General features: G+C 51.2%; 20 protein-coding genes. 1 reads left to right on the top strand and 19 read right to left on the bottom strand.

The window, feature by feature from the left end; genetic code table 11:
- Positions 1-430: 430 nt before the first annotated feature.
- Both ACYQ1A_RS21605 and ACYQ1A_RS21600 read right to left on the bottom strand, forming a co-directional pair.
- Entirely contained in the window at positions 431-748 is a 318-nt protein-coding gene (locus ACYQ1A_RS21605; protein WP_499365790.1) for a hypothetical protein, read from the bottom strand.
- Entirely contained in the window at positions 745-1,257 is a 513-nt protein-coding gene (locus ACYQ1A_RS21600; RefSeq protein ID WP_499365789.1) for a hypothetical protein, read from the bottom strand. The genes ACYQ1A_RS21605 and ACYQ1A_RS21600 overlap by 4 nt, the downstream gene beginning before the upstream one ends.
- A gap of 359 nt (positions 1,258-1,616) precedes the next feature.
- Here ACYQ1A_RS21600 and ACYQ1A_RS21595 point away from each other — a divergent pair, with 359 nt between their 5' ends.
- Positions 1,617-1,871 (top strand): hypothetical protein, encoded by a 255-nt coding sequence (locus ACYQ1A_RS21595; RefSeq protein WP_499365788.1) that lies wholly within the window; start codon positions 1,617-1,619, stop codon positions 1,869-1,871.
- 396 nt (positions 1,872-2,267) lie between these two features.
- On the opposite strand, the gene ACYQ1A_RS21590 is transcribed toward ACYQ1A_RS21595, so the two are convergent.
- The 17 genes from ACYQ1A_RS21590 to ACYQ1A_RS21510 form a co-directional block, all read right to left on the bottom strand.
- Positions 2,268-2,858: a hypothetical protein gene (locus ACYQ1A_RS21590; RefSeq protein ID WP_499365787.1), complete on the bottom strand. Its 591-nt coding sequence runs from the start codon at positions 2,856-2,858 to the stop codon at positions 2,268-2,270.
- Positions 2,859-2,967: 109 nt separating this feature from the next.
- Positions 2,968-3,492 carry a DUF4265 domain-containing protein gene (locus tag ACYQ1A_RS21585; protein WP_499365792.1) on the bottom strand — a complete coding sequence of 175 codons (525 nt, stop codon included), beginning with the start codon at positions 3,490-3,492 and terminating at the stop codon, positions 2,968-2,970.
- Positions 3,493-4,196: 704 nt separating this feature from the next.
- The gene (locus ACYQ1A_RS21580) at positions 4,197-4,499 is read right to left on the bottom strand and encodes a PIM8 family immunity protein (protein ID WP_499365786.1); all 303 of its coding nucleotides are present in this window, start codon (positions 4,497-4,499) and stop codon (positions 4,197-4,199) included.
- Positions 4,500-4,611: 112 nt separating this feature from the next.
- Positions 4,612-5,058 (bottom strand): hypothetical protein, encoded by a 447-nt coding sequence (locus ACYQ1A_RS21575; protein ID WP_499365785.1) that lies wholly within the window; start codon positions 5,056-5,058, stop codon positions 4,612-4,614.
- Positions 5,059-5,211: 153 nt separating this feature from the next.
- The gene (locus ACYQ1A_RS21570; RefSeq protein ID WP_499365791.1) at positions 5,212-5,367 is read right to left on the bottom strand and encodes an Imm27 family immunity protein; all 156 of its coding nucleotides are present in this window, start codon (positions 5,365-5,367) and stop codon (positions 5,212-5,214) included.
- A 50-nt stretch (positions 5,368-5,417) separates the two neighbouring features.
- Complete coding sequence (locus ACYQ1A_RS21565) at positions 5,418-5,732, bottom strand: hypothetical protein (protein ID WP_499365784.1); 315 nt, start codon at positions 5,730-5,732, stop codon at positions 5,418-5,420.
- A gap of 257 nt (positions 5,733-5,989) precedes the next feature.
- Positions 5,990-6,523, bottom strand: a complete 534-nt coding sequence (locus tag ACYQ1A_RS21560; RefSeq protein ID WP_499365783.1) for a hypothetical protein — start codon at positions 6,521-6,523, stop codon at positions 5,990-5,992.
- 1,112 nt (positions 6,524-7,635) lie between these two features.
- Positions 7,636-7,866, bottom strand: coding sequence for a hypothetical protein (locus ACYQ1A_RS21555; protein ID WP_499365782.1), 231 nt, complete (start codon positions 7,864-7,866; stop codon positions 7,636-7,638).
- A 203-nt stretch (positions 7,867-8,069) separates the two neighbouring features.
- Positions 8,070-8,435, bottom strand: a complete 366-nt coding sequence (locus tag ACYQ1A_RS21550; protein ID WP_499365781.1) for a DUF5076 domain-containing protein — start codon at positions 8,433-8,435, stop codon at positions 8,070-8,072.
- A 52-nt stretch (positions 8,436-8,487) separates the two neighbouring features.
- Positions 8,488-9,318, bottom strand: a complete 831-nt coding sequence (locus tag ACYQ1A_RS21545) for a leucine-rich repeat domain-containing protein (RefSeq protein ID WP_499365780.1) — start codon at positions 9,316-9,318, stop codon at positions 8,488-8,490.
- A gap of 481 nt (positions 9,319-9,799) precedes the next feature.
- Entirely contained in the window at positions 9,800-10,177 is a 378-nt protein-coding gene (locus ACYQ1A_RS21540) for a hypothetical protein (protein WP_499365779.1), read from the bottom strand.
- A 391-nt stretch (positions 10,178-10,568) separates the two neighbouring features.
- Complete coding sequence (locus ACYQ1A_RS21535; RefSeq protein WP_499365778.1) at positions 10,569-10,922, bottom strand: immunity protein Imm33 domain-containing protein; 354 nt, start codon at positions 10,920-10,922, stop codon at positions 10,569-10,571.
- Positions 10,923-11,206: 284 nt separating this feature from the next.
- Entirely contained in the window at positions 11,207-11,407 is a 201-nt protein-coding gene (locus ACYQ1A_RS21530; RefSeq protein WP_062223184.1) for a hypothetical protein, read from the bottom strand.
- Between the two features lie 444 nt (positions 11,408-11,851).
- Entirely contained in the window at positions 11,852-12,139 is a 288-nt protein-coding gene (locus ACYQ1A_RS21525) for a hypothetical protein (RefSeq protein ID WP_499365777.1), read from the bottom strand.
- 130 nt (positions 12,140-12,269) lie between these two features.
- Positions 12,270-12,731, bottom strand: coding sequence for a hypothetical protein (locus ACYQ1A_RS21520; RefSeq protein WP_499365776.1), 462 nt, complete (start codon positions 12,729-12,731; stop codon positions 12,270-12,272).
- Positions 12,732-13,295: 564 nt separating this feature from the next.
- Positions 13,296-13,541 (bottom strand): hypothetical protein, encoded by a 246-nt coding sequence (locus tag ACYQ1A_RS21515; protein ID WP_062223188.1) that lies wholly within the window; start codon positions 13,539-13,541, stop codon positions 13,296-13,298.
- Positions 13,542-13,754: 213 nt separating this feature from the next.
- Positions 13,755-14,084, bottom strand: coding sequence for a DUF7660 family protein (locus ACYQ1A_RS21510; protein ID WP_499365775.1), 330 nt, complete (start codon positions 14,082-14,084; stop codon positions 13,755-13,757).
- Positions 14,085-14,535: the final 451 nt, after the last annotated feature.

Here is a 14,535-nt window from a genome sequence, read left to right as displayed (position 1 = left end):
TTCTTAATGGAGTCCTTCTTGAGCGAATAATATGCCCGGGACAATGTACGCGTGCCCGGTACGATGCTCGACAAATCACGTGGCGCGGGCAGCAAAAGCTGGCGCGGATTGCTCGGCACCGGCTTTTGTCCAGACTGGATTACTCTAAGCCAACCAATTTTTCAGCAATAAGCTGGGTTCGTTGATGGTCAACTGGGGGCCTATGTGTTCCCCCTCAAGCCATAAGAGGTACTCCAGCACCTCATTGACAGGCCTGCGAGAAATCAGCATCGAATAAATCATGGGAACGTAAAGGCTGCATGCCGATCCGATGTCGTCTGCCGGGTGGGGAATGGGATTTAACGATGTGGTGCGTCGGCAACGATTCGAGCAGGCAGCAAAAAGCCGCTGCGGATTTCTCGGCACCGGCTTTCTTTTTTGGCGAATATTCCTAATCGCTTTCGCCGTATGCGACGAAGATGCGTGAACTTCCCTCTACCAAGCGCGCCCCTTCGACCACTAAAGCCTTTCCGTCGGATATGAGCGGATAAAACTCTTTTTGCCCTCCCATTCCATGCACGGCCTCTTGCAACAAGGAGCGAGCAAAATCATATAACGCTTGGCGTGACGAGAATTTCAAATAAATGTCGCGATTACTTGCGTCAATTTCCCCGCAAAGGCAATGCGTCTCGTTCTGGAGCAATTCGCTGGATGGAATCTCATCGCCATCACGAGTCACCACGACAGTATCAAGTAATTTTTCAATCATTTCACAACCCCATCCTTTCCCCAGAATGTGAATCCGCCTGACTCATTGGGGACGGCGTAGATGTTCTCAATCGTCTTACCTGTAGCCGATTGGATTTCGATGTTGTAGTGATCGATTTTTCCCATACCTTGGAACGGGCCGCCAATTGCATGCGCCTGTTCGCCAAAGTCCTTCCGGAAAATCACACGGGCTCCATCTTCCAACGTGGTCATCAGTTGTGCCGGATGCCCACTGGTTGACTTTGCAACAGCAAGAGCCTCTTGAAGTGCGCTCTTCTCTAGCGCGGCTGCTGTCTTTGCCGCACCAACCTCAAGCGCCTCTTCCATCGCCAACTTGGCCGGCGCATCCTCAATAACACCCGAACCAAAGGTCAGCGCCTCAAATCCCGCCATCCCGAAAAAAAGCCACCCCGCCAGCGGCTGGTCATCAGCAAAAGCCCGTCGCCCCATTGAGTAAGAGCCATACACCGGAATCAAACCAGTAACATCCGGCATCGCCAACGCAGGCATGATCCTCTCTAGTCGCCCCGTCGAGACATATGGCCTTGTACATACAATACTGGCGCACGCATGCGTCTCACTCACAAACCGGTATTCCCCCGGCGACTGTTGCGAAGCATGCCCGGTAACGTTGACCGGCGCCAGCGTCTCAGCGCCCATCCCAGGGCGGGCGTTCTGCGGGCTGGGAGCGCCAGTCTTCTCGTAGACCTGCGCGCTCGATGGCGTGCCCGCCTGGCTCAGCTTCGACCAGCCCGATTCCAGCGCGCCCATCGCACCGTCAAACACCGTCGTGAAGAAATCTCCGAAGGCCGAATGCCCCGCAGGCGACGTCGCCCAAAGGCAAGCTAGGGCCGTGGGAGGCGGAGATCGTGGCGCTGCTGGCGGCGGGCGTCAGTTATCGGCAGGTGGTGGTGTTCCTGGCCAGCAAGGGGGTGACGGTCGGCGTGGGGGCGGTGCATGACTTCGTGCATGCCAAGAAGCGCGCCGGCAAGTTGGCAGGGAGCAAGATCGAGCCGGTGGCGCCGGCCAAGCCAGAGACCCCGGCAGCCAGCACCCCAGCCAAGCCGGGGGAGTTGCCGAAGTTCGTGTGGGATGCGAGCAGGAAGCGGGAGATTGATTGGTAGCGGGCGGTAAAAAGCCGGTGCGGAACTATCCGGCACCGGCTTGGATCGGGGAAATCGTGGTCTGTCCCCTTTTATTAGTAGGGGATCGCAGGGCCAATAGCCCGACCTACAAGGCTACAACCTCTCCTTCACCTATGAGCTTGCTCCCCTCGTACAATTTCACGACATCACCGACTTTCAAGGGCTCGGGGTATTGATCCGGGAACATGAGTTTCAATGAGATACGATGATCTTTCCCGAAGACAAACACGGTCTCATCGTCAAGACTTTCAACCACACATGACGTGTGAGTCCCTCGAATGTCAAGTTGTGGGCGAAAACCCGTTTGCGGCGGGTTATGACGTCCGCCTTGTTCAACCCCAAAAAAATGTACCTTCGCAATCAAGAAACTCTCCTCTAGAAGGCATGTTCGATTGATAGTAGCGAGCTGTGAAAGATTTCACTCTGCACACCAGGCTGAACAGTTACGACGCCATTCTTAAATATAAAGGGGTCAATATTTTTTGAGAAATCGAACGCGCTCAAAGCGTCTTTCTGAATTGTGGCGCGTAGGATTGCCACCTTGCCGGGATCGGCATTGGCATATGTAAGCGCCTCATCCATCGTCATTGCAAACTGACGACCTTCAAGGCTATTCCCTCCCGGCAAGAAGGCTTTGTTCGTCATTACCGACTCAAACTCACGGGTACCAACCGCGCGGTATAGGTCCACCGTCTCAGTTGCGCCCTTTGCCGCCTTCAAAGCGCGGGGCGCGCGTCCCATTATTTGCCCCAACGAACTAACGCTACGCACAATTCCTTTTGCGGTGAGAACAGAACCTACAACTACGGTCTTACCAATATCTGCGGGGCCGAGCGCATCCAGCCCATTCATGATGCCACTAAATGAGTAATCCGCATTTTTAAATGCGAAGAACTCTTCCACGGCGAGGTTTTTTGCGGCGCTCGTCCATGCCTGCCAAATTGCGAATGGATCGTTACCAGCCACTTTATTACCAATGAATGGCGAAGTTTTGGCTTCAGCAGTGCCTCGCGAGGCGTCGATCCAGCCAGCAGCAAAAAGCCGGTGCGGATCGCTCCGGCACCGGCTCTTCGATTTACCCCATGCGGCGCAATGCGCTTCGCTTCAATTGCGCCCTGCCGGGGATTACGGGTAACGGCCTTGTGGACAGGGCGCCGCCAGTATAATTTCCTTCATCAAAATTCCACACCCCATCTTTTTCCCCTGATTCAAGCAAGGAATAGATTTTCCGAGCATCAACCGACGGAGGGATATCAACAGCATGCATACGGATCGAGCCAAAAAGAAAAGACTCATATGTACAACCAAGCGCAGAGAAACCAGCCCACCTGCCTTGAAAAGCTGCCTCATCTGTCATCTTATCAAGCAATATCCGATATGTAGAATGCCCGCCCCTGGCAACCACAGAATCGAACCAAATAACTTCAGGCCCGATCTTTATCGAAACCACATCCTCGTAGCTAATACCTTTGGCAAAGAATGGCGTGTTCAGGACACGCATAGTCCTATCCTCAAGCGCCTCCGCCCATAGGGACTCAGATGTGAATCCGTGCCAAGCATCTTGCGGCAAAGGGATTGTCAGTTTGAAAACCCCATCCATCTCTTCAACCAACGCGTGTATATCAGCATCCATTAGCCACCCAGCCTATCTCTCAACCAATCCAAGTAATCGGCAGTGCGCTTAACACCCTTTTGGCGATTGCAAGTTCTGCAAGTATTCTGCCCATTGTTCTCGGAATTATTTCCATCGCCTCGCTTTGACTCCGCACGAGCAATCTCAGATCGATCAGGCCCCGGCTTGTCGGTCGTATCTTTCTTGCAGAAGACACGCTTATTGCCATCCCGATCGCGAATCCTGTCCTTGCTCTTGTCGTTAAACTCCTTGCCAGCACCTGGACCTCCCTTTTCGCCAGCGCGAGGCTCACCGGCCCCGTCTTCTCCACTGTTTGCACCTACCGCTCCCACCCGCGGTGCTTCCGGGGCGCTTGCTCCGACAAAATTGAGGTCGCCCCTCCAACCAATGCACCAATCAACCCAAAAACCGGCACCAGAGGGCGCATGCGCCGGCGGTCACGGCCATGCATCCCTCGCCAATTTGAAAGCCAATCACGCCACCTGCAACCGCGAAAGTCGGAACCTTGCTCGCTCGCAGCGCAGTCACGCTGATCGGATCAAGAATACCCATTTCCATTTAACGTGACGGTATTTTTTCGGTAAAAGGAAGCATGGCGGCCATCACCAAGTTCGCGTGGGATGCGCCCAGGAAGCGGGAGATTGCTCGGTAGCGGGCAGCAGATAGGGCTGCTACGCCAGCTCCGTCAAACGCGTCTCAAAGTCTTGGCAATTCAGAGAGAAGCAGGCTGCCTCGACATCCACCGCCTTATACCGCGCCCCCACCAGCCCCCACGCAGAAATATCAGAAATATCAATTACACTCGCCAGTAAACCATTCAGATTGCCAACCTTTAAATTAGTGACGCCAAGAAATACAATCCCCAAGGCATAACCTTCTTCTCCTTGGTGCGCTGTCAATGACATTTCCACATTACAGGCTGGCACGCCTTCTTCCGTGTAAAGCTTGCGGACCGTGAAGCTTTGGGGAACCACGCAATACGGTTCCCCGAGCTGCACTCCACCCACGCCCTGAAAGAAACTGTTCGCAGCCGCTTGTGTTATCAATTCGATATGTGAGCCATTAGCTATGCCCCGATACCTTCGACTAGTCCGAACTTGATCCAATCAAAATGGTTACCTTATCGTCCTGCCAAAACAAATATGCAAACTCCCAAAAAACAGGATATGCCGGATGTCCGTCTTTTAGCCAGAATCGCTGTATCTTGCGCGAAGCACCAGCCAGTCGCCGAATTTCACCTTTAAAATCTTCAATCAGTTCAATGAACGATTCATTTTTAAGCACCGTATTTCCCGGTCCGGCACCTTCATCACCTGGGTAAAACAACGCTTCGTCAAGTTCCGGGCACACGGAAACGCCTTCTATTTCATCTATGCTGCCCAGTTTAGCCTCGGCACCGAAGCTAGCGCGAATGAGCTCTTCAGGGTCCGGTGGCGGCACATATGGAACCTCATGTACTTTAAGAAACACGGAATAGTTCTTCGCATCCTGCTGCAACCGAACCGTAATTTGTTCTAAAAGGTTTTGCATCATGGGTTTCTCGGGATATTTGTTGGATAACCGTTGACGATACATCCGACTTTGCTGTCCGGCAAAAATGCACTTGGTGCAAGACAGCCAAAACCACCAAGTTCCACCAACTCAAATTCGACGAGGTAACCAATGCGCTTCGCATTTGCGTCAGCCTCAACTCTGCCATTTTTTAAATTTCTTTACCGCTTCATCATGGGCTAGCACTTGTAAGCACGGTGCACTGCCGCCGTGCTCTCCGCTACTGGGGCAGTCAAGCTCCCAATAGCGGCCATCAGCCTTATCCAAATACAGAACAGACCAACCGTCAATTGAACGCCCATCAAATTATGCTTGCAACGTTCTGAGCAAGCCGTAAATTTCTATCTTCGATAAAAGTCATAGCCGATCATAATAGCCCATGCACCTATCGTGATGAACCACGGCACAAACCCTCTTCCAGATATTTTTTTCCTACAAAAATCGGCAATTAGACAGATCAACCAGGCAAAATTAGCAACCTGAGCAATGATAAAAAGTGGAACAGCAAAAACTCCCCAAATAATCGCGTCGCCTCCTGCATGCGGTGCGCCTTCTGCGACATCTTGCTCAGGAAGCCAAACCCAGCTAGCGACGATAGCAAAAAACAGAATTAGAAAAGTGATGTTTAATATTATAAATATTCGATTATTTTTCACAATTTCCCTCGAAATCGGACACTAGAAGCGCTTGCCAGATAGCAGTAGACGGCAATCGAAAGCCTGCCCATCAATGAATGGCGGGCATACATAAAATGTCCCTTCAACAGCAGAATTCCTGCCGTTCTCTTATTTTTTTGAAGCGCACACGGATGATGGCATCGGGTTTCATGGTCAGAAGCATTTTCCCTGGCAACGGCATATAGTCAGGGATATAGCCAACCGCACATGCTTACTGCAAAAATTGGCCCGCTCTTTTAGCTTTGTGCTGACTTATTAAATCGAACAATTGACACTTCATCCGAAAGATAAAAATACCCTCTTGGAGAGATTGTGAAGATACAACCATTTTTCATGACAAGTTCGGAAATATTGATATTGGTACAATGTTTATTGGTTGTATCCAGCTTTAAAATCACATCATCCGAAAAACACAAACAGATCCAGCCTGGATCAACACGAACCGACTGAAGCACTTGCCCATTGAAAATTTCCAATACTTCTATTGAATTCTCATCCGAAATGACATCACTATCAATAACCAATTGATCGCCTTTACGCAATTCCCAATAGCAATCGCGCACGCCGATCGTGCATTCCCCCTCCGAAACCTGGCCATGACGCTTATCCGGTGTATTTATTTTTTCACCAAAATCAAAATAAAGCATCGAACCAAGATATTTTCCACACCTCCAGCAGGCTCTATCAATCAAATTTTCAACTAAATTAAATTCAAATTTTTCGCGAGAAAGCCTCTTTCTCGGCCATGGCGCAATATCAACCAATGACATTAGTAGGTCCCACCCTTTATCTGACGAACAATTTCGCGGATAACATGATAATCGAGATTTCTCCCCCATTCCGAGACTCGTCTTCAACAGCACGCTGCATTTCTCGAGCATGCGCCTATCGTTTATCCCTTCATATCTCGCAGCGTCGCGCACCTGCCTATTCTGGTCAGTATTTCTTGATGGCTTACCTTTCTTTTGCTTGTCATCGCCATTTTTATCGTCTCCATTTGGCGGAGTAGCTCCCGCTTCACTGTTTGCACCAGGCGCTGGGGCTTGCGCGGTTCAATTGCCAACGCTCTCTCAACCAAGGGCAGAGGTTTGCATCCGGATTCAGCAACCGTGTCGTGCGGTCACCCAAGGTCGAGATGCGGGCTTCAAGGATACGAGAGCGGTAGTTGGGCCGCCTATATCAAGCTGAGCAACTACCCTCGTCCACGACCGATCAAGCGCCAAGACACATGCAGCGTTGCCAAAACGCCGACTGGCATGCAATGGTTTGTATTATCCACAATGGTCGGATTTGCCTGAAGTAGACGCATGTCTTCGGCGCCACCAGCACCGGCTCCCAAGCGACTTCAACGCGTCAGAATCGAGGCTATCGCGACCGGCTTAGGTCCGGCCGTGATGATTAATTTACCGCCGGTTTTTGGGATTCTGGCTTCCATCGATTGATCCAAAGCGTGAATAAGCGCACGTTCAGGAGCCCCCCCCCTGCCCGGCGGAAAACTCGATAAATATACTAAACAGATCTGCCAGACCTCGCTCTTCTCTATAGCAAGTCAGTCTTGCTGACGGGATGCAAGAAGGGCGCTCGATCAACCACCTGAGACTAACTTCGACCCCACTTTCTCGGGCATTTGAAACACTCATCGCAAGACGCTCCCTGAAAGCGCATCAATGTACGAACGTAAATTGATCTGATTAAGTAGATCCCCGTCGGCGGAACGTGCGGGACCGATATTATTCAGCTTGATTCGAAGCGTAAAAACCGATTCTTGGTCAAACAAAAAAGACTTTTTCCCCCATTCCGCTGCATCCGCAGCGGACCCGGCGAACCATTTATTGCCCATGGATCCGGGTCCCGCCATAAAACCTCCGGTATCAGCGACGCTTTAAAGCTCCGCACGGGAAACCGCGCGAAATAGTGTAGTCGTCTTGCGGGGGCGAACGGCGTTCCCAATTATTTGCGCCAACGAACTGTAGCTACGAGCAATGCCCGTTCCAGCGAGAACAGAACCTACAACTATTTGCTTGCCAAGATTTTCGGGGCTGAGCGCATCCAGCCCATTCATGATGCCACTAAATGAGTAATCCGCATTTTTGAATGCGAAGAACTCTTCCATGGCGAGGTTTTTTGCGGCGCTCGTCCATGCCTGCCAAATCGCGACTGGATCGGCTCCAGCCACTTTATTACCAATGAATGGCGACGTTTGGCTTCAGCAGTGCCTCGCGAGTTGCCATTCCCATTGTCGCCGGTCACCCTCGGGTACGCCGTGCAAGCGGGTTAGGCAAATTCATGAGCCAGAAACAGTGCCAGGTCGGTCACTCACATGTCCGGTGGATTGCCACCGTGCTTGGACACTGACTCCGTCCCTAGGCCTTCCTCGAAGAAATCCCCAACTATCTTGGAGGCGCGAGCCTTCATGGCAACATTAAAATGTTCGCTTAATTTTCGCATCGTCTCTACTTCATCCCACCCATGGCTCATTTTTAAACCATAGGCAATGTGTTGGGCGACGTCACCTAGTATATTACCCCAAGCCCAAAGCTCGTCGACACCACCTTTTTCAGCATCTGCATACATGCCGAGCAATAGCGAAACATTACATGTGTTGTTTCCAATCCACACACGTGCCATTTCAGTGGCATTTTCATCGCCTTCATTTTCCGGGGGAATTGGCAATTCACGCATATTTACCACCTTTTGATAAACCCGCTACTCAATCAACTGTCCAGAGACACCTCTATGGCCGAATATCTTTCAACTTGTGTGAGTAATGTTGTTTATCGTTAAAAAAAACATCAGAAATATTTAACAAAGGAGACAAGTCCCCGTCGATTATATCCGTACCTACAAACCGGAACGAGTTCAAATTCCGGAGGTTTCGCAAGAAGGACAAAGATTTGATTTGTCCGCAATTGTGCAACTTTAACGCACTCAATTTTGGGCAAGTTCCTAATTTCTCATGATCAGATAAATTTTTACATGTGTCCGCAACAAACGTTTCAAGTTCAGGCAGCCCCATTTCGCCCAATTTACTCAATTTCTTCATATAAGCAAACTCGACACTTTCCAGAAACCTAAATCGAGACAGACCATCCAGGCGCTCTATTTTAGACTCAACCAACATTAAATCACGCAAGTTAGCAAAGAAAGGAAAGTCAGACAAATCATTTGAAGCTGAGCCATACTTCCAAATATGCAAAGAAACTAAATTCGATAAATTTTCATTTTTAAATACCCCGCTTCTCCAATCGATTGCCAAGCGCTGTAATTTGGGAAATTTCGAAAAATCCAGCGTGAAATTTGTACGTCCAAGTGTAAGCTCCTCTAGATTTAGCGACTCAAGGGAACTCAAATTCGTACTTGCATCACCTTGAAATATCAAGACCTTGAGATTTTCATAGCGAGCAAGATCTTCAAGATCCAGCTCCGAAAAACCTTCCCAAGGAATAATATTAAAACCATCTGCACGAGCAGAGTTGAATTCCTCAATATTTGCGGCAAACCCTCCCGGCAAGTATGGGATTATTCGATGTCCGCGAACCTCTATCATCATTTGACGATTAGTCATTTCTAGAAACCATCTTGCTTTATATATTTCGTTCCGGGCGAGTCACGCCGATTGTAGTTAGAATCACTGCGATTCCCCCGTCCTGTTTAAGCCGTCGCGATTCTTGCTTAAATGCTTCCCTATCATTTTCGGCAGGTGCCCAGTCTGCCGATGTATGAGAATCACCATTCTTATTCTCTTTTTCTCGACCAGATTCTTGCGATCTATCCCGATCACCTTTTCCGTGATATTCCTTTCCACTTTCGTGAGTATTTGAATACGAGCCAGTTTCGCCATTCTGACTCTTATTTTCGTCTTGCTTTTCGCCCGCTTCGCTGTTTGTACCTACCGGCCCCGCCTGCGGTGCTTTCGGCCCCCATGCCTCAGCAAGAGTGTGATCTAGCGACCTGGCACATCGTCAACGCCAGGCGCAGACGACAAAAACCTGGCGCGGGTTTCTCAACACCGGTTTTTAGTTAAAACCACATTATGTACAAACAAACTAAGGGTCTTCCCTCAGCATGATTTCCCTTTCGCGCACAAAGATCCGATATGTCGCAGGATCATGGTCGAAAAAACCTTCGTTGAAGCCCGGGTCTTGCCAGGCTAAAGGCGAAAGGCCAATAGCAGCAGACTCATGAATCCAGGCGCGCCAGTTGGATGGCGCAACTGTGCTGACGATTTCAAAACATTCCGATTGGTGAGCAACCATACTGGGCCACTCCCCGTCTTTCTCGCAACCCACTATTGCGTAGCTACGCTTACCATCTGGATTAATAAATATTGATAACACATGGTATGTTTGCCCCAGCGTCAGCCAGGGAGAGTTGATTACTTCCCGACCTTCCGAATCGAGTAATCGAGTGCATTTCACTTTCATTATTTGGCCGCTCCAGACATGCTGTTGAAAATAGCTTTGTAGTCAAAGCCATAGAACACCTCGCCTGTCGAGGCGTTTTTCGTAAAAGTGGACTTGGTAGTTACCTGACTCGCTGAGGAACGACTCCGTAGTCGTACGTCCCAAAGCCTGCCGGGATACTCGGATTACTGAGCTTTCCGGGGCCGAGATTCGGAATCGGCTTGGACGCGCCAATCGCATCCTCGGTTTTTCTGCCGTGGTGGTGACCAGATTGCCGTTGGCGTCGTAGCCGAACTTGTGATCGACGCTGGCGGAATCGAACAGATCCGTCACCGCATGCGGCCGCGCCACACCCGGGCCATTGCCGTTGCCATAGGTACTCTCGAGGACAAAAGCCGCTCGCGCTGGAACATTAAATACTCAAAACCAACAGCGGATCGTGCCACGCATCCTCAAACTCTTCCGTCACCAAAAACCTCCACCCTGGCGGCAGTCCAAGATATGGAATGACGAGAGGCGCCCATTCAAGCAAGTGTTCAATATGTAAAGGTACAAAAAAATCATCGGCGTCCGACCTCGTTTCGCCTGCCCAAATAAACCAGCCAGATGTATCCCCAACAGGGTTAATTCTCATCCCATTCAGCGGCCGGACGCCGTCTCTGACATTTTTCGAAATGCCCACCTTTAACTCCGAGGGTGCCGGCATGATTGGTGAGCCAAATCGTGCGCATACCTCGGCCTGTACTTCGAAAAAGAACTTGTCCATATCAGCCCTGCTCGCGCTCGAAAATAAAAACAGGCCAAAGAATCGGCGTCGTAAAATGGCTACATGTATTCGCGCCTCAACCAAGCCTCCGGCAAAGCAATGCCTGATGGCTTATGAATCTTCACTTGCTAATTTGACGGCACTTTGTCGCTAACCATCTCAAAAGATTGAGGTGTGGTAACCATTGCGGCAAGTCCTGGCTCGTGATTATTACTGAAAATCCGATAGCTGCAGTTGTGGTCTGAGTCAGCATAACGACGCCCGCACAGGGCGAACGTCGCCAATCACTCATCCGTTGAAGTCATCCGCTTTGAGAAGCGATGTACCGACATCGACAAGTCCAAGAACTGCAGCAGGGTCGTGTTTTCCCAATCTTCGACTTGCCCTTGCCGCAATTCCCCACACAGTTCGGCGATGACTCCCAGCACCGCTTCAACGGAGCCCTGGTCTTCCGCCAGGACTTCTAGCAACGTCTTCTGCTTCATGGCCGCACCGTGATGAACTGGCCCCATCTCTGGGCCTATGTTGTAGTGAATTTATTGACCCACTCGTGCGCGATCTCAGCTTCTGTTGCCATGCGGAACGGCACCTGCTGACCGGCCTGCGAGAACGTGAGCAGGCGCCGACCATCCAAACTGAACAACTGACCTTCGTGCGCAACTAAGCGAATCGGCGGGAATTGCGACGCTGCCTCGGCGCCCCCGGTCCGTAACGCGGCTACCGCATCATTAATGCTTGTGCCGTTTCTGAAAGAAGCTTTGACGCTGCCTTGGGTAAATCGCAATGCGGCCGTATCTATCGATGCTGCGCTCTTTACTGCAACAGAGCACCCCACCACGTCCTGCCGTACACCAAGCCATCAACCCCAGCACTATCATTTACTCCAGGAAGCAATTTCCCTTACAAGCTCGGGGTCACTCGCCAGTTCGTCAATGACCTGCTTCGCCAGCGGGTTCTTGTTGCGCCGCTGCTTCAGTTCCGATAGCAGCAACACGCGGCTCTCGCCCATCCGTCGCCCCTACGGCAACAACCGCGCCATGCTCGTCCAGTGCGCCGCCGTATGGGAAGAACTCGCCGTGTTGTCGTAGCATTTTTTGCGCGAACGGAAGCATCGAGGTCATCAGTTTCTCGCAGTCGTTCTTCGGGGTGGGCGTCGGCTCGGCCCCGCCAACCGTGGTAAAGAACATTGCCATGATGATTGTCCAGAATGCTTTCATTTTACGTGCCTGATGGGGTTAAAACGACGAGGCCCGCGCTCGGCGGGCCTTGCTAAAACTGAGCAATCGACCAAATCATTTAATCGCATTGCCGTATCAAACCACTGACAATTATCTGAGTGGAGCAGCTCTACGTTGGATCTGTTTCCGGCGTCCAACCTGATTCAATTCGCTCTATTAATAACGTATCGTTCCACACTCCACGAATCGAGAGACAACGTTGTTCAACAGTTAGCTGTCCGACTCGCCATTCTTTCTCACCATCCCACAACCACCATACACCCACTTTTCGCGTAGCTGGGTCGACTACCCCAGCACGGAAGGTAGGAAATTTCTGAGCATCAGACGGCAGTGCCACATTAGCGACGATTGATACAATATGCTGGTCAATCGCCGCGTTTAGCGGAAAAAAGCACATAAATGCCGGCCGACTATTTATCAGATCGACAAAGCCATCAGGTCGAGCATCGAAGAGCCTCCCAAACACGCGCAGCAACGCACCGTATTGCTTATGTTTATGCGTGTACTGAGCATAGGCCAATCCTTTCGCGGTATTGATCTCAACAATATCGCCAATCTTCAGTTTCGCCATTCTAGAATCCTGGATAGCCAACTTGTTTCAACAGGTCGGCTCCGCGCTGTAATGAGCCAGCATATGCTGGATTTGATTCAGAGATACTATTGATCTTATTTATCAGCGTCCCGCCATTTTTGGACAAGCCGTAATTTTCAATCAGAACCTGCTCAACCGCCCTAGCATCTGCCCGAGACAAGTTACCTAATCCCGGAATCGCATCAATGGCAATGCCCTTTGAACTCAGTTGCTCAGCCGCACGTCGCTCTAGATTGTTCGTGATGCCGACATAATTTACGTCGCCAGCCGCATTCACAGAGCGATAGACAAGGTTCCCTCCAGTAGCTACGCCCTTTGCCGCAACAGAGCACCCTACCACGTCCTGCCGCACACCAAGCCATCAACCCCAGCACGGATGCCGTCTCCAAGACTGTTACGCCCTGGCTCAGGCGCTATTGTACAAGCCCCCCCTAATGCGCTTTTTTCTGGTAAGGGCATGCAGGCCCAGATATGGGTTTTCGGCACGAGCGGCCACTAAAAAGGGAGGCCGCGCCTCCCCGTCTTTTCGCTACCGGTTCGGCGTCAGCGATTCCACCACGGATAGCCGACCCGCTCGTAATACTCCCGCGCCATACTGCGTTCGTGCGAGCCGTTGCTGTTGTAGCCGTCGGTGCGCGGGTTGGCGGCCCAACTGATGATGCCGGCCAGGTCGGCGACGAAGCCGCGCAGCACGGTTTCCGGGGCTATGCAGTCTTCCTCGCACACGTCCAGGAATTCGTCGGGCAGGCGTAACGTGATTGTGCGCGTGGGGCGCTTGGTCGGTGTCATGGCGTGTCGTCCTCTTCTTCCTGGGCTTCTTCATCGAGCAAGGCCAGCAAGGCGGCGCGCTCGCTGTCGCTGCCAGCGCGTTCTGCCTGCTGCTCGCCCACGACGATGGGGATTTACCGACGTGGCGCGTCGGCAACGATTCGAGCAGGCAGCAAAAAGCCGGTGCGGATTTCTCCGGCACCGGCTCAAAAACAATCTTTGAATCAAGGCGGCTTATTCGTACATTTTCGACGCATACAGAATATTCGCCAGTGTTCGCCATGTTGGCACTTGTGGCGGCTGTTGACCGGTATTCCTGTAGTAGTTATCCATCGATCTAGTCCACTCTTCCATCGCTGAAAGAAAACGCTCAAGCGTTGGATTTTCCCATTCCTCCGCATTGGATTCTAAATCCTGTTTAAGCGCGGCGATGAAATCGGCCAAATCATCCTTTGAATCAATTTTCTCGATCTGTTGATATAACGCCACAATAGCCTCCATTACTGAACCGAACCGCCCTTCACACATACGATGCAGCCATTGTTTGGAGTCGTGAACTTCCACGCCTCCTTAGCTACTTCTTCTGCTGTGGCTGGAGTAATGTTGACCGGCACACCCGCCTGACCCGCCGTAAACAAACGTCGATTGTCGAGTGTATAAATCAAGCCATCTTTCTCGAAAACTCTAATCGCCGGTATCTCGCTTGGCGATAAAGCTCCCGATCTCAGTGCATCGACAGCTTCTTGGATGGAACGACCATCTTTGAAGGTGGCGCTAACGCTACTTTGCGTAAAGCGAATCTTACTTGCGTCTGCAAGGCCCGATAATCCTTCGGGTATTCCCTTTGCCGCAACAGAGCACCCTACCGCACCCTGCCGTACACCAAGCCCTCAACCCCAGCACCGATACTGCCCCCAAGCCCAAGCCCATGCCCAGGCTCTGGTTCAAATTGTACAGGCAGAGACCCCCAATGCGCTTTTTCTGGTAAAGGCGTGCAGGCCCAAGCACGGATTTC

The organism is Silvimonas sp. JCM 19000 (genome assembly GCF_054652575.1).
This window is presented reverse-complemented; position numbering and strand designations above follow the sequence as displayed.

Coding starts and splice junctions, on each gene's coding strand:
- ACYQ1A_RS21605 (WP_499365790.1), bottom strand. CDS start 748: ATGATTGAAAAATTACTTGATACTGTCGTGGTGACTCGTGATGGCGAT.
- ACYQ1A_RS21600 (WP_499365789.1), bottom strand. CDS start 1,257: ATGCCTGCGTTGGCGATGCCGGATGTTACTGGTTTGATTCCGGTGTAT.
- ACYQ1A_RS21585 (WP_499365792.1), bottom strand. CDS start 3,492: ATGGATGGGGTTTTCAAACTGACAATCCCTTTGCCGCAAGATGCTTGG.
- ACYQ1A_RS21575 (WP_499365785.1), bottom strand. CDS start 5,058: ATGATGCAAAACCTTTTAGAACAAATTACGGTTCGGTTGCAGCAGGAT.
- ACYQ1A_RS21560 (WP_499365783.1), bottom strand. CDS start 6,523: ATGTCATTGGTTGATATTGCGCCATGGCCGAGAAAGAGGCTTTCTCGC.
- ACYQ1A_RS21555 (WP_499365782.1), bottom strand. CDS start 7,866: ATGGAAGAGTTCTTCGCATTCAAAAATGCGGATTACTCATTTAGTGGC.
- ACYQ1A_RS21550 (WP_499365781.1), bottom strand. CDS start 8,435: ATGCGTGAATTGCCAATTCCCCCGGAAAATGAAGGCGATGAAAATGCC.
- ACYQ1A_RS21545 (WP_499365780.1), bottom strand. CDS start 9,318: ATGACTAATCGTCAAATGATGATAGAGGTTCGCGGACATCGAATAATC.
- ACYQ1A_RS21540 (WP_499365779.1), bottom strand. CDS start 10,177: ATGAAAGTGAAATGCACTCGATTACTCGATTCGGAAGGTCGGGAAGTA.
- ACYQ1A_RS21535 (WP_499365778.1), bottom strand. CDS start 10,922: ATGGACAAGTTCTTTTTCGAAGTACAGGCCGAGGTATGCGCACGATTT.
- ACYQ1A_RS21530 (WP_062223184.1), bottom strand. CDS start 11,407: ATGAAGCAGAAGACGTTGCTAGAAGTCCTGGCGGAAGACCAGGGCTCC.
- ACYQ1A_RS21525 (WP_499365777.1), bottom strand. CDS start 12,139: ATGAAAGCATTCTGGACAATCATCATGGCAATGTTCTTTACCACGGTT.
- ACYQ1A_RS21520 (WP_499365776.1), bottom strand. CDS start 12,731: ATGGCGAAACTGAAGATTGGCGATATTGTTGAGATCAATACCGCGAAA.
- ACYQ1A_RS21515 (WP_062223188.1), bottom strand. CDS start 13,541: ATGACACCGACCAAGCGCCCCACGCGCACAATCACGTTACGCCTGCCC.